13 protein-coding genes are annotated in these 13,269 nt (G+C 38.2%); all 13 read left to right on the top strand.

Annotated elements, in window-relative coordinates; genetic code table 11:
* Nucleotides 1-2 precede the first annotated feature (2 nt).
* The 13 genes from fliD (at nt 3) to pseG (ending at nt 13,268) form a co-directional block, all read left to right on the top strand.
* Entirely contained in the window at nt 3-1,544 is a 1,542-nt protein-coding gene (fliD, locus tag V6C17_RS05265; protein WP_333521498.1) for a flagellar filament capping protein FliD, read from the top strand.
* Between the two features lie 36 nt (nt 1,545-1,580).
* Nucleotides 1,581-1,973, top strand: a complete 393-nt coding sequence (gene fliS, locus V6C17_RS05260) for a flagellar export chaperone FliS (RefSeq protein WP_333521497.1) — start codon at nt 1,581-1,583, stop codon at nt 1,971-1,973.
* Between the two features lies 1 nt (nt 1,974).
* Entirely contained in the window at nt 1,975-2,310 is a 336-nt protein-coding gene (locus tag V6C17_RS05255) for a hypothetical protein (RefSeq protein WP_333521496.1), read from the top strand.
* A 181-nt stretch (nt 2,311-2,491) separates the two neighbouring features.
* Complete coding sequence (locus V6C17_RS05250; RefSeq protein ID WP_333521495.1) at nt 2,492-3,652, top strand: flagellin N-terminal helical domain-containing protein; 1,161 nt, start codon at nt 2,492-2,494, stop codon at nt 3,650-3,652.
* Nucleotides 3,653-3,767: 115 nt separating this feature from the next.
* The gene (locus V6C17_RS05245; protein WP_333521494.1) at nt 3,768-5,597 is read left to right on the top strand and encodes a motility associated factor glycosyltransferase family protein; all 1,830 of its coding nucleotides are present in this window, start codon (nt 3,768-3,770) and stop codon (nt 5,595-5,597) included.
* A gap of 3 nt (nt 5,598-5,600) precedes the next feature.
* Nucleotides 5,601-6,584 carry a UDP-N-acetylglucosamine 4,6-dehydratase (inverting) gene (pseB, locus tag V6C17_RS05240; protein ID WP_333521493.1) on the top strand — a complete coding sequence of 328 codons (984 nt, stop codon included), beginning with the start codon at nt 5,601-5,603 and terminating at the stop codon, nt 6,582-6,584.
* Nucleotide 6,585: 1 nt separating this feature from the next.
* Nucleotides 6,586-7,749 (top strand): UDP-4-amino-4,6-dideoxy-N-acetyl-beta-L-altrosamine transaminase, encoded by a 1,164-nt coding sequence (pseC, locus tag V6C17_RS05235; RefSeq protein ID WP_333521492.1) that lies wholly within the window; start codon nt 6,586-6,588, stop codon nt 7,747-7,749.
* Nucleotides 7,746-8,483 (top strand): glycosyltransferase family protein, encoded by a 738-nt coding sequence (locus tag V6C17_RS05230; protein ID WP_333521491.1) that lies wholly within the window; start codon nt 7,746-7,748, stop codon nt 8,481-8,483. The genes pseC and V6C17_RS05230 overlap by 4 nt, the downstream gene beginning before the upstream one ends.
* A gap of 60 nt (nt 8,484-8,543) precedes the next feature.
* On the top strand, nt 8,544-9,167 hold the full coding sequence (gene hisH, locus V6C17_RS05225; RefSeq protein ID WP_333521490.1) for an imidazole glycerol phosphate synthase subunit HisH: 624 nt from the start codon (nt 8,544-8,546) through the stop codon (nt 9,165-9,167).
* A gap of 10 nt (nt 9,168-9,177) precedes the next feature.
* On the top strand, nt 9,178-9,969 hold the full coding sequence (hisF, locus tag V6C17_RS05220) for an imidazole glycerol phosphate synthase subunit HisF (protein WP_333521489.1): 792 nt from the start codon (nt 9,178-9,180) through the stop codon (nt 9,967-9,969).
* Between the two features lie 25 nt (nt 9,970-9,994).
* A complete protein-coding gene (locus V6C17_RS05215; RefSeq protein WP_333521488.1) occupies nt 9,995-11,176 on the top strand; it encodes an N-acetyl sugar amidotransferase in 1,182 nt (393 codons plus the stop codon).
* 20 nt (nt 11,177-11,196) lie between these two features.
* Nucleotides 11,197-12,204, top strand: coding sequence for a class I SAM-dependent methyltransferase (locus tag V6C17_RS05210; protein WP_333521487.1), 1,008 nt, complete (start codon nt 11,197-11,199; stop codon nt 12,202-12,204).
* Nucleotides 12,201-13,268 carry a UDP-2,4-diacetamido-2,4,6-trideoxy-beta-L-altropyranose hydrolase gene (pseG, locus tag V6C17_RS05205; protein WP_333521486.1) on the top strand — a complete coding sequence of 356 codons (1,068 nt, stop codon included), beginning with the start codon at nt 12,201-12,203 and terminating at the stop codon, nt 13,266-13,268. The genes V6C17_RS05210 and pseG overlap by 4 nt, the downstream gene beginning before the upstream one ends.
* Nucleotide 13,269 lies beyond the last annotated feature (1 nt).

Here is a 13,269-nt window from a genome sequence, read left to right as displayed (position 1 = left end):
ACATGGCAATAAGGACTTATGGTTTGAGTGGTTCCGGTATGGATGTCGATCAAATGGTTAAAGATTTGATGAAGGCTCAGCGTACTAGATACGATACAATGGTACAAAAGAAAACTCAGCTTGAATGGAAAAAAGCTGACTATAATTCTATGTATACAACAATAAATGATTTTCGAAATAACACAGTATTTAACTATAAAATGCAAGGGACTTTAATGCCCAAAAAGACATTATCAAGCAATGAACAAGTTGCTTCGGCCACTGCAAATGCTGATGCGGTAAATTTCACTCACTCAATTGAGGTAACATCAATTGCACAGAGTGCTAGTATGAGCAGTAACGCATCAATATCAAAAGCTGGCTCACCTGGTAAGACTAATTTACAGGATCATATCGGTGTTTCTGGTACTATCAACTTAACCTTTAATGATGGAACAACAACCAAGAGCCTAAGCAACTATGATACGACCGGAAAGAGTGTCTATGACCTAGTAAGCGAAATAAACAATCTTGGATTGAATGTTAAAGCAAGCTATGATAATACGCTTGATCGCTTTTTTCTCTATAGTACTAAATCAGGGGAAAGTAACCAAATTACAGTTTCGACGGCTGATGCAGACGATACTGGCGGACGGTTATTAATGGAAAACCTTAAGCTTGGCGATGCGGAATCATTAACTACTAAAACTCCACCGGTTGCACCAGAAGTTGCTCCGAATAATTTTACTTCTGGTAAGGATGCCGTTGCAAAAATTGACGGAGCGACAATTACTCAGAGTAACAACTCGTTTACTATTTCCGGTGTCACTTATACGTTAAAGCAATTAGGTACTTCGAGTGTTACCGTTTCATCAGATAATGATAAGGCTGTAGCTGCGGTAAAATCGTTTATTGAGGCTTATAACAGCACATTAAGCAAAATAAATGGCGAGATAAATGAAACATATTATAAGGATTTTTTACCTTTAACGACTGAGCAAAAAAAGGAAATGAAAGAAGCAGATATAAAGGTCTGGGAAGATAAAGCTAAGAGTGGTTTGCTCAGACGTAATCCAATTTTGCAAGATTTAGTTTCTAAAATGAGGAACGATCTCGCCAACCCAATTTCAGGACTGACTGGAAAGTACACGAGTGCTTCCAGTATTGGTATTACTACAGGTAGTTATACTGAAGGTGGTAAAATATACCTTGATGAGACAAAACTCAAGGCGGCATTAGAAGCAGATCCTGAAGTTCTTAATAAAATATTTGGTTCAAAGGGTGATAATAGTAGCACTAGCGGTATAGCGACAAGATTGTATGATACGCTAAAAGCCTCTTCGGACAAGATAGTAACTGAGGCAGGTATTACTGCTGCAACCGCTACTGATACCAAAAGCAACTTAGCTAAGTTGATTAAAGATTATGATGAGCGGATGTATGACCTTAATGATCGTCTGGCGATGATGGAGGACCGCTATTACAAGCAGTTTGATGCAATGGAAACAGCGCTTCAAAAATTGTCACAGCAAAGCACTTGGTTGGCACAGCAGTTTTCAAGCTAATAAATGACTTGTAAACTATAGATAGTGAGGGATAGTATGAATTACGCAAATACAGCAAATGCCTATAAAACGCAGCAGGTTATGACAGCTTCGCCTGAGGAGCTAACACTTATGCTCTATAACGGAGCGCTTCGTTTCATCACGGAAAGCATACAGGCTCTAGACCAAAAAAACTATGAGAAATCTCATAAGGCTAATATGCGTGCCCAGGAAATTGTCCGTGAATTTATGGCTACTTTAGATATGGAGTTTGAACTTTCGCAAGATTGGTTTAAACTCTACGAATATATTGAGTATTGCTTAATACAAGGTAATCTCAAAAAGGATAAAGACAAATTGGATGAGGCAAAAAATATGATTCAAGAATTTCGTGATACTTGGTTTCAAGCTATGAAGCAGGCTCGTACGCAAAAGGCAGTTGCAAAGTAGTATGAATAAACACAACAGCGAGCATTTATGGAGAAACTACCTTTTTCTTACTCAGGAAATGTCTAAATTCCTAGATCGGCAGGAAGTAGAATTATTTCTAGAGATTATGAGTCAACGCGAAAGCTTGCAAATGCAAATAGAGCAAGCGCCAAACGATGGCTTTTCTCAATCCACGAGTGGTAAGCAATGTTATAAAGCTATATTTTTACTAGAACAATCAATTAAAACAAAACTAGCATGTTTTATAAACCTATCAAAACGACAAAATCAAATTTCTAATGCATATGAAGGATTGGCTAGTTCTTTTGTTGGTAAAAGAATGGATAGGCAGTCGTAATTTAGAAAAAAAAGTTTAAAAATGTTGAAAAAAGCTATTAAGGTTTTCCAAAAAAATACGATAATATATATGAGCAACTAATAAAAGTGACTAAGATTCACGTACGGCCGACGGGAATTTAAGACACTAATTAAATATCTGGGCATGGATGCCCGGATTTAAAATCAAGGAGGAATTTACAATGATTATTAACCACAATATGGCGTCTCTTAACACATATCGCCAATTAAGCACAAACAACACTAATTCCAGCAAATCTTTGGAAAAATTGTCTTCAGGTCTTCGCATTAATCGCGCTGGCGACGATGCTGCAGGTCTTGCAATTTCCGAAAAAATGCGTGGACAGATCCGCGGTTTAGACCAAGCTGGTCGTAACGCTCAAGATTCCATCTCTTTAATTCAAACTGCTGAAGGTGCATTGAACGAAACTCATAGCATTCTTCAACGTATGCGTGAACTTGCTGTTCAATCTTCCAATGATACTAACACTGGAACTGACCGTGGCGAGATTCAAAAAGAGATTAATCAGTTAACTGATGAAATCGATCGTATTGCTAACACTACTGAGTTCAATACACAAAAGCTTCTTGATGGTACTAAAGTAGGTCTTCGCGATGTTATTAAAGGTACCGTTACTGCTCAATTGAACACTTCTGCTAGCGTTACTGCTACTATGACTGCAGCTGCAGAAACTAGTGCTATCACAGCTACTGGTACAATCGTAATTACTCGTACAAATAAAACATCTGATAATGCTGGTACTGACTTTACCATTGGTGATCCTAATGGCTTAACTGCTACAATTGGTACAGCTGCATCTGCTATCGATTTTGCAGGCGGATTTGATGTTAACTTGACTAACATGGCTAACATGGCAGTTGGTGATAGCATTACAATCAGCGTTAAAAAATACGAAGCAGCTAAAACAGATGCTAGTGCTGCATTATCCATGCAAATTGGCGCTAACAGCGGTCAAAATATCCTTATCGGTGTTAACAGCATGAAAGCTGCTGATATCGGCGTTCGTAACGGTAGCGCAGCTCTTGATGTAACTGACTACAAAAAAGCAACTGCTGCTGTAACTAGCATCAACAATGCTATTGAACTTGTATCAGCTGAAAGATCCAAGCTAGGTGCTGTTCAAAACCGTCTTGAGCACACAATCAACAACCTTGGTACTTCAAGTGAAAACTTGACTGCTGCAGAGTCCCGTGTTCGTGACGTAGACATGGCGAAAGAAATGATGAACTTCCAAAAGAACAACATTCTTTCTCAAGCTGCTCAAGCGATGCTGGCTCAAGCTAACCAACAGCCACAAGGCGTTCTTCAACTTTTACGTTAATCCTCTGGTTACGTATAATTAATACCATTCAAATGCCCTCTCTAGAGAGGGCATTTGTTCTATCATTATTTAGTTCCTTGAATAAATTACCAATAATAGATTATAGGAGTGCATAATGGACTTTTTTGACAGTAATATAGAAGCACTTAATAAAAAGGGAAGGCATTTTTTGACATTAAACGAGCAGCTTAGTGAAATAGTACTAACCTATGTTGGTACAGACGCTGAAGGTCTGAAATGGTTTTGGGATCAGAAGGAAAGACCAGTTTCAATAGATAGTGAATTAGATACATCAAGACTGCCTGATAAAAATTTATACCAAGTAATCTTTTTTTTCGGTATTGCATCATTTGAAGAAATTATTAAAGTCTCAGAACATGCACATAGGAATACTCTGTTTGTAATAATAGAGCCAAATTTATCATTTTTGCAGCACGCATTGAATCAAGATGACTTTCGCAAGCTAGAGTCTATTAATTATATTTTGGCGGGTATCGGTCCGGAAGATGTGCCTAATCTTATGAAAGCTATAACCGCAACCCGCGCTCTATTGCTATTGAAAAATCCTGTATTTTATATTAATTCGTTTTATCGAAAAAATGATTTACAAATAGTAAAGAAATATATTGTTGAGATACGTAATTCAATTAAACACAAATTTTTTAGACTTGGTAATGCTATAGATGATTCCCTAATTGGATTAGCTCATAATATGAAAAACTTGAAAAAAATTCCCATGACTACAGATGTGGCGGCACTTAAAGGATGTTTTACCGGATACCCTGCTTTTGTCGTATCAGCTGGACCTTCATTGGATAAGAATATAGAGTATCTTAAGAATATAGAAAACAAAGGGATAATAATTGCAGTTGATACAATTGCCGAAAAACTAGTTAATAATGGTATCAAGCCTCATTTTATTGCTAGTGTTGAACGAATAAACGTATGGGAATATTTTTTTCAAAATAAGCCTATGTATTATGATAATAGCTATTTAGTTGCACCGCCTGTTTTACAGCCCGAAGCAATAGATGCCTTCAATGGGCGAGCAATTTTGCCCATGCGTCAGTCGGTACGTGAATATAAATGGCTAACTGGCTTGCTGGGGCTTTCGCTTGATCATATGATTTGGATGGGAGCATCTTGCGCTCATGTAGCACTTGGTTTTGCCTCTCATATCGGGGCATCTCCACTGGTGATAGTCGGACAAGATTTGGCATATGGTGATGATATTTCTAAAACTCATGCTGCTGGAACAGAGTATGATATAAGACCAGAAGAGGAACCGGAAGAAATATTATCAGTAGTTGGTTATTATGATAAGGAAGTAAAAACCCAACCTATTTGGAATGACTTCAGACTAATATTTGAAGATAGAATTAAAGATTTAGATGTAAGAGTTATTAATTCGACCGAAGGCGGAGCTCGAATACACGGGACGGAACAGAAACCCCTTCGAGAAGTTGTAGATGAATATTGTGTACGAGAACTGGATGTTTCTAGTGTTATTAGGGGAATACCCCATACAACAGTTGACTGGCCAAATATAGTGGAACAGATGAAGGCTTATGTTAAAAATTTAGATAATTATAATAATAGATCTCTAAAACAATTAAGAAAACTAGAAGATATCCGGGATAAATGGGACTTTTACGTTCATAAAAAGGGTATAGAATATATTTTTAAGCAACTGAATAAGACAGAGGAGTACTTCCAAGCGATTCCTCATGATGAATTACTTTATCACAACCTTCAGGGGCCAATGGTGATTCTTTTACAAAAATTTCATTTGATTCCGGAAGATGGAAGCTTAGAAAGCATTAAGAGTAACTTAATAGTACAAATTGAATTCCTCGAAATGTTTAATAATACGGTCTGGTTAATCGAGCAGGTAATACAGGAAAATTTCCCTTGGGAATCTAATGAGAATGGAGATGGAGATTAACCGATGTTCAATAAGAAATCAATCTTAATAACTGGTGGTACAGGCTCGTTTGGAAAAGAATGTGTTCGTATTTTATTAGAACGCTACCAACCGCAGAAAATTATTGTCTATTCACGTGACGAACTAAAGCAATTCGAAATGTCTCAGCATTTTAATGATAAGGCAATGAGATATTTTCTGGGTGATGTCAGGGATGCAGAACGGTTGCGTCAAGCAATGCGTGGTGTGGATTACGTGATACACGCAGCGGCTCTAAAACAAGTCCCAGCGGCTGAATATAATCCAATGGAGTGCATTAAGACTAATATTTATGGTGCTGAAAATGTCATTAAGGCCGCTATAGAAAATGGTGTTGAAAAAGTCATCGCACTGTCAACTGATAAGGCTGCCAATCCCATAAACCTATATGGTGCAACTAAACTAGCGTCTGATAAACTCTTTGTAGCAGCTAATAATATGACCGGAACAAATAGAACGAGGTTTGCTGTAGTAAGATATGGTAATGTGGTGGGTTCAAGGGGGTCGGTAGTTCCGTTCTTTCAAAATTTAGTGAAGCAAGGAGCAAAAGAGCTGCCTATAACTGATATACGAATGACTCGCTTTTGGATAACTTTACGAAAAGGTGTCGATCTAGTATTACACTCATTTGCGCGTATGCATGGTGGCGAAATATTTGTGCCAAAGATTCCATCAAGCCGAATAGTTGATCTAGCTGAAGCGATAGCTCCTGGTATACCCCATAAAATCATCGGTATCAGACCAGGTGAAAAACTGCATGAAATTATGTGTCCGACAGATGATTCACACTTAACTATAGAGTTTCCTGATCATTATGTTATTCAGCCTACAATTTCCTTTTTCGAACCAGTAGACTATTCTGTGAATTCCTTAGGTGAAAAAGGACAAGCAGTAGAACAGGGTTTTGAGTACAACTCAGGAACAAACCCTGACTTTTTGACTGTGGAGCATTTACGGGAGATGTTGTAATATGAAACAGATTCCATATGGTCGTCAGAACATAAATAAAGAAGATATTGATTCAGTTGTTAAAATCTTAAAATCAGATTGGCTTACGCAAGGGCCTATGATTGAACGTTTTGAAAAAGCAGTAGCTGAATACGCTGGAGCAAAATATGCAGTAGCTGTAAATAGTGCTACTGCTGCCCTGCATCTGGCGTGTCTAGCGGCAGGTCTCGAGCCGCAAGATAGATTATGGACATCGCCAAATTCTTTTGTAGCATCTGCAAACTGTGGTTTATACTGCGGAGCTGAAGTAGACTTTGTAGATATAGATGCTAGAACTTACAATATGTCAGTAGAAATGTTATCGCGTAAACTTGAATCAGCAGCGAAGACACATACGCTACCCAAGGTGGTTGTTCCTGTACACTTTTCAGGGCAATCTTGTGACATGGCAGCAATAGCAAACTTGGCAAAAAAATATCAGTTTACAATAGTTGAGGATGCATCTCATGCTATTGGCGGCAGTTATCTTGATAGTAAAATTGGATGCTGCCAGTATTCTGATATGACCGTTTTTAGCTTTCATCCGGTTAAAATTGTAACAACTGGAGAAGGCGGAATGGTATTAACAAATAACAAAGATCTTTATGATAAGCTTGTACTTTTACGAAGTCATGGAATTACCCGTAATACCGAACTAATGACCGAAAAGTCACATGGCCTTTGGTATTATCAACAAATTGAGTTGGGATACAACTACAGAATAACTGATATTCAGGCCGCGCTAGGACATAGCCAGTTGTCGCGTATTGACAGTTTTATTGCTCGACGCCGTGAAATTGCAGATCGTTATAATGCCTTGCTTAAGGATTTGCCGGTAATTACTCCGTGGCAGGACGGGTATGCAGATTCGGCATGGCATCTTTATGTTATTAGAATAAAACTAGATGAAATAAGCGCGTCTCATAGCCGAGTTTTTGAATTTTTAAGGGAAGCTGGTATTGGTGTAAATCTACATTACATACCTATTCATATGCAGCCATATTATAGTAAGCTTGGCTTTAAGAAGGGTATGTTTACAGAGGCTGAAAAGTATTATCAGGAAGCAATTAGTCTACCGATATATTTTGATTTGCAAGACGAGGAACAAGACTATATTGTAGCTAAAATTAGAGAGGTCTTAGGATGAGGACGGTTATTATTGTCCAGGCAAGAATGACATCTACTAGATTACCAGGAAAGGTATTGAAGGAAGTTTTAGACAAGCCCCTGCTTCAATACCAAATTGAAAGACTAAAAAGGGTAAAATCAGCAGAGGAACTAGTTATAGCGACAACAACTAACAGCACAGACCAACCCATTGTGAACCTATGCAATAAACTGGGGGTTTCTATTTTTAGAGGTTCAGAAGAAGATGTATTAGGAAGATACTATCACGCCGCAACCACTTATGGTGCAGAGGCTGTAGTACGCTTAACTTCGGACTGCCCGCTGCTGGATCCTCAGCTAGTAGATAATGTAATTCAACTTTATAAGAAAAGCTATCCAGATTATCATTATGCTTCAAATGTTTTGACAAGAAGCTTTCCAAGGGGGATGGATACGGAGGTATTTTCTTATACAGCTTTAGCAGAAGCTTTTATTGAGGCTAATGTCAAGCCTGAACGAGAACATGTTACCTCCTTTATCTATAATCGGCCTGGGCGATATAAAACGATTAACTATTTATACAAAGAAGATCAGAGTCGCCATCGTTGGACGGTGGATACGCCTGAAGATTTTGAATTGGTATCCAGAATAATCAAATCTATATATCCTGCCAAGGAATGTTTCACGCTGGAAGATTGTATAGAATTGCTAAACAAAAATCCCGAGTGGGAAAATATAAACGCCGCAATAGAACAAAAACAATATGGTAACTAGTAGCTTATTGGCTAATAAATAGCATTTATATTTTAAAATTCTAATGATGGTGGTAGAAGTATGGTTGTAATGATTATAGATTATGGTATGGGTAACTTACGGTCGGTTGCAAATGCGTTCGCGGCAATTAATGTGGATGCCCAAATATGCAGTCAACCATCTCAGCTTAATTTTGCGGATAGAATTATTTTACCTGGGGTGGGTGCCTTTGGTGAAGGTATGGCAAATTTGCGAAGAAACGGCTGGGATGAAGCTATTTATGAGCAAGTACTGATAAAAGGTAAACCTTTTCTTGGTATTTGTCTGGGAATGCAATTGTTAGCAACAACAGGTACGGAGCATGGGAATACTGAAGGCTTAAATTTAATTGGTGGAAATGTCGAGAAGATTACATCTGAAGCCATTGAATTTCGCCTTCCTCATATTGGGTGGAACAGCGTATCACCAAGCGAAGGTTCACAACTTTACCGAGGCTTTAAACAAGCTAAAGATTTCTATTTTGTTCATAGCTATGCATTCATACCGCAAGATGTATCCGTTGTTAGTGGGGTTTGCGACTACTATACGGACTTTGTTGCTAGCATCGAGAAAGATAATATTTTTGGGACACAGTATCATCCCGAGAAGAGTCAGCATGCTGGCTTAGCTGTATTAGAAAATTTTGTTCTATATAATGCGGGGTGAGATATAATTTATGTTGAAAAAAAGGCTTATTCCAGTTCTTTTACTTCAAAACGGATTACTAGTCAGAAGTGAAACCTTTTCCATTCATCAGATAATTGGAAATCCTATACATGAGGTTGAAAGGTTTAATCAATGGAATGTAGACGAGCTTATTTATTTAGATATTACAAAAGATGATAATTACGATTTACGTCGTGCCGATACAAAAGTGAAAGAATTAAAAAACCCTTTAGATATACTAGAGGAAGTTAGCAAAAATTGCTTTATGCCATTGACATGGGGCGGAAAAATAAAAAATCTTGAAGATATGAGGCAGAGATTCCTAAGGGGCGCTGACAAAGTAACTATTAACTCGGAGGCTGTTAGAAATCCTCGATTAATAGTTGAAAGTGCAAGAACCTTCGGAAGTCAGGCAATTGTCGTTAGTATAGATGTCCTACGAAAAGATGATGGCACTAATGAAGTTTATATTGATGGAGGTAAGACTCCGACTGGTCTTACATCTGAACATTGGGCCAAGCAAGCAGAGTCATATGGCGCTGGGGAAATTCTCATCCAAAGTATTGATCGAGATGGAGTAGGCTGTGGTTATGATTTGGAACTGATTCGAAGCATAGCAGCTGCTGTTAAAATACCTATTATAGCTTGTAGTGGAGTAGGAGATTATCGGCACTATGCACAGGGAATCGAAGCTGGGGCATCTGCTGTTGCCGCAGCAAACATTTGGCATTTCAAAGAACTATCTGATCGTAATGGTAAAAGAGCAATGGTTAAGGCAGGTATTGATGTAAGGGTAGTTTAACTAATTACTAGGAGTTGAATTATAAATGACTGTAAAATATTGTTCAAAGTGTCTTTATCCAGCGGTTACTGCAACACCAGCTACTTTTGATGAAAATGGAGTTTGTTCTGGATGTCGCGTGTCTGCACAGAAAAATTCAGTCGACTGGGAGAAACGCTGGGAATGGCTAAAAGAATTAGTAAACGAGTACAGAACTGATAGCAATTATGATATTGTTATACCGGTGAGTGGTGGCAAAGACAGTTATTTTCAAACACATGTAGCAGTTAAAGAATTAGGGTTAAAACCGCTCTTAGTAACCTATCATGGCAATAATTATATGCCTGAGGGAGAATATAATCTTAATCGAATGCGCGAAGTTTTTGATTGCGACCACATTATAGTTAAGCCAAGTACTGATGTTCTCATAAAAATGAATCGCCTCGGTTTTAAATTACAGGGTGATATGAACTGGCAAAATCACTGCGGGATATTTACTGTTCCTATTCAGGTAGCAGTTCGTTATAAAGTCCCTCTAATGCTTTGGGGAGAGCACGGATTTATGGATCTCGGAGGCATGTATTCGTATAATGATTTTGTTGAATTTACAGCTAAGTTCAGATTAGAGCACGCACAGCGTGGTTATGATTGGTATGATTTTACAGATGAAGGGTTAGAAAAACTTGGACGTTCAGACTTAAAAGAAGGTCTAACTGCGAAAGATTTATTGTGGGCGCAATACCCGACTGACGAAGAAATTGATGAGGTCGGTGTGAGAGGTATTTACTTGAGTAACTTCGTACCATGGGAAGCAAATGAACACATAGATTTGGTTAAAAAACTTTATGGCTGGCGTGAGGCAGAACAGCCTTTTGAAAGAACTTATCGTACCTTTTCTAATTTGGACGACATGCATGAAAATGGTATTCATGATTACCTTAAATTCATTAAATTGGGATATGGCAGAGCGACTGATCACACATGCAAGGATGTAAGAGCAGGGATAATGTCTCGTGATGAAGGAATAGAAATGGTGCGCAAATATGATCATGTTAAACCTCGGCGGGATCTGGAGCGATGGCTTAAATATGTTGATATGAGCGAGGATGAATTTGATCGCATCTGTGATACTTTCCGGGACAGCAGAGTTTGGCGAGAAGAAAACGGACAATGGGTTAAAGACAATATTTGGGGAAGCCCTTCTTCTTATGGAAAAGTAAAAAAATAATTTATAAGGGGAGCATTCTTTTGTTAGAGAGTGAACTCAGACCCCATGAACTAATAAAAAATCAGGTAAAGATGCTTGAGGATGAAAATAAGCGACTATTAAGTTTTCAGCAGCATTTTGTTTCTAAAGGCTGTCCTTGCTGTGATAGCCACATGAAAACAATGTCTTTCCAAAAGGAACAATTCTGCTATTTTGAGTGTGTAGAGTGTGAGACTTTATATATAGACCCCCGGCCAACATCGGATCTGCTGAAGCAATACTATGTTAATTCAGATCGATATGCTTACTGGAATAAATATGTATTCCCGGCGACTGAAAAAGTAAGAAAACAGAATATTTATCTACCAAGAGTAGCAAAGGTGATTGAATTATGTCATAAGTATAACGTTGGGTTGAACTCTTTAGTTGAAGTTGGAGCGGGCTTTGGAAGTTTTGCAGAAGAAATGTTACATAAGCAGATCTTTAAGGAAGTATCAGTTATTGAACCAATCGCTGCATTTGCACATACTTGCCGGAATAAAGGGCTTCAAGTTATCGAGGAAATGATCGAAGATATCCCTTTAAAGAAAGGCCAAATAAACGTTTTAGTAGCATTTGAACTGATAGAGCACTTATATTCCCCAAGTCAGTTTTTGCATAAATGCCAGTATGCATTAGCTGATGATGGTTTACTAATACTGACATGTCCTAATGTTAAGGGATTTGAAGCAAATGTTTTGCGGGAATTATCGTCCACTTTTGCTCCTGAACATTTAAATTATTTCCATCCAAAATCAATAAGCAGACTACTCGAGAGATGTGGTTTTGACATAGTAGAAATAGCAACACCGGGTAGTCTTGATGCAGAATTGGTGCGAAACAGGGTGTTACAAGGTGAATTTGATATCGCGGATCAACCCTTTCTATATCAGGTTCTAGTTGAGAGATGGGATGATTTAGGAAGAGTATTTCAAGATTTTTTAGCTACGAATAATCTTTCTTCACATATGTGGGTTGTTGCGCGTAAAGCAAAGGGGACAAACATATGAATGTTGTATTCCGCACAGATGCTTCTACAGCTATTGGAATAGGGCATATAATGAGATGCATTACTTTAGCTACAGAATTACGACATAGTAATATTCATAGTTCTTTTATTTGTAGCGAAATGCGGGGTAATTTATGCGGATATTTAGAAAGCCAAGGGTTTGAGGTTAACAGAATTGCTGGGACAGATAGTGAACTCGGATGGAGTGAAACCTTCATAAATCAGGATGCATGTCAAACTAATCAAATACTTCAACTTAAGGAAGCTGTTGATTGGCTTATTGTCGACCATTATGAATTGGACGCGAGATGGGAGAGAAAAGTACAGCATTATGTTCGAAACATAATGGTAATTGATGATCTTGCCAATAGGATTCATGACTGTAAAATTCTTCTTGACCAGAATCTTTATCACAATCTTGAAACTCGCTACGAAGGACTAGTACCAACTGACTGTAAAATGTTACTCGGACCTAAATACGCATTGCTTCGTCAGGAATTTAGAGATAAAAGGGCCAGACTACGAATTCGTGATGGAAAGGTAAGTAGGATACTTATCTTTTTTGGTGGCAGTGATCCGACTAATGAGACCGAGAAGGCTTTATTAGCCGTAATGAACATGAGGCTTTCGAACATTGTCGTTGATGTGGTAGTTGGTGCTGCTAATCAAAATACAAATAAAGTTAAAGATATGTGTAGTGGGCACAAGAATATTAAGCTTCATTTTCAGGTAGCAAATATGGCTGAGTTAATTTTGCAAGCTGATTTGGCAATAGGTGCAGGAGGAACTTCTACTTGGGAAAGATGTTTTTTAGGTTTGCCTACTATTACAATAATAGTAGCGCCTAACCAGGAAGAAGTGACAAAAGCTGTTGATGCTGTCGGAGCTATCTGGAGTCTAGGAAGTAGCCATAATGTTTCTGTTGGTGATATTAGCCTTGCAATAGAGAAGGCTTTGCAGAAACCATCTACCCTTATACAACTAAGCCAGAAGTCGCTTGAATTAATGGGAGAAAATAATGGTTTTGGTTTAAGGGAGATTATTAGGCTGCTAAAGGATGGATGAT

This window comes from Dendrosporobacter sp. 1207_IL3150 (assembly GCF_036763085.1).
Lineage (GTDB): Bacteria > Bacillota > Negativicutes > DSM-1736 > Dendrosporobacteraceae > JBAIYU01.
Note: the sequence above shows the minus strand (reverse complement) of the source record. Positions and strands in the feature narration are given on the sequence as shown.

Coding starts and splice junctions, on each gene's coding strand:
- fliD (WP_333521498.1), top strand. CDS start 3: ATGGCAATAAGGACTTATGGTTTGAGTGGTTCCGGTATGGATGTCGAT.
- fliS (WP_333521497.1), top strand. CDS start 1,581: ATGAATTACGCAAATACAGCAAATGCCTATAAAACGCAGCAGGTTATG.
- V6C17_RS05255 (WP_333521496.1), top strand. CDS start 1,975: ATGAATAAACACAACAGCGAGCATTTATGGAGAAACTACCTTTTTCTT.
- V6C17_RS05250 (WP_333521495.1), top strand. CDS start 2,492: ATGATTATTAACCACAATATGGCGTCTCTTAACACATATCGCCAATTA.
- V6C17_RS05245 (WP_333521494.1), top strand. CDS start 3,768: ATGGACTTTTTTGACAGTAATATAGAAGCACTTAATAAAAAGGGAAGG.
- pseB (WP_333521493.1), top strand. CDS start 5,601: ATGTTCAATAAGAAATCAATCTTAATAACTGGTGGTACAGGCTCGTTT.
- pseC (WP_333521492.1), top strand. CDS start 6,586: ATGAAACAGATTCCATATGGTCGTCAGAACATAAATAAAGAAGATATT.
- V6C17_RS05230 (WP_333521491.1), top strand. CDS start 7,746: ATGAGGACGGTTATTATTGTCCAGGCAAGAATGACATCTACTAGATTA.
- hisH (WP_333521490.1), top strand. CDS start 8,544: ATGGTTGTAATGATTATAGATTATGGTATGGGTAACTTACGGTCGGTT.
- hisF (WP_333521489.1), top strand. CDS start 9,178: ATGTTGAAAAAAAGGCTTATTCCAGTTCTTTTACTTCAAAACGGATTA.
- V6C17_RS05215 (WP_333521488.1), top strand. CDS start 9,995: ATGACTGTAAAATATTGTTCAAAGTGTCTTTATCCAGCGGTTACTGCA.
- pseG (WP_333521486.1), top strand. CDS start 12,201: ATGAATGTTGTATTCCGCACAGATGCTTCTACAGCTATTGGAATAGGG.